Annotated in this window: 1 pseudogene; it reads right to left on the bottom strand. The window is 46.8% G+C overall.

The features are described 5' to 3' along the window. Window positions 1-308: 308 nt before the first annotated feature. Window positions 309-641, bottom strand: a pseudogene (locus tag AB4585_RS25830) (hypothetical protein); the annotation flags it as partial.

Below are 641 nucleotides of genomic sequence, written 5' to 3'. Positions count from 1 at the left end.
CCCCAAAGAGGTGTATATCAAACTGAATACGTCCATTGGGGCGAATGCGTATGTGAGCCATGTTGGCCTCCATCAATCAAGTGATACCCTTAACCGATGGGATTGGTTAGAATCGAGCCATCGGCTGGGTTGGGTTTAAGTCCTTGCAGCCGGTGCGGAGGGAAGTGGTTGCCGCCACTTCTCTCCAACTGCGTGTTTGTTCTCTCTTCTCTTTACCTCCTCTCTTTCTTTTCTCGATTACGTCTAGCCTAACCCACGATTTTCATTTCCAAAATCGCCCTTAACACTCTGTTTTTAAATGAACTTTTCTAACAGAATAAATCGGCCTGTGTTGGCGTGATGCTTTGGTGAAACTCAATATCCGCTTCGATGTCCTCTAATCCTTCTGGAAACAGCTCAATGGCAACAGTGGAGTATGGAAATTCAGACAGAGTGTGTTTATACAGCCCAAGCATTCTTGAACCCTCTGGGGTGATCAGCACCTGCAGGTACATCTCTTTGGTATTGAGTGTCTTAAATTGCCCAATGGCCTGTTTAAATTCGGTTGAGGTTAAACTGTAAAGCAGCGCCTCATCAGAAGGCGGCACCTTAGTCTCAAAGCACTTAAAACAGCGCTCTTCTTCTGTCGCCCCGCACACACG

This window comes from Vibrio sp. 10N.222.49.C9, from assembly GCF_041474985.1.
GTDB lineage: Bacteria > Pseudomonadota > Gammaproteobacteria > Enterobacterales > Vibrionaceae > Vibrio > Vibrio crassostreae_C.
Note: the sequence above shows the minus strand (reverse complement) of the source record. Positions and strands in the feature narration are given on the sequence as shown.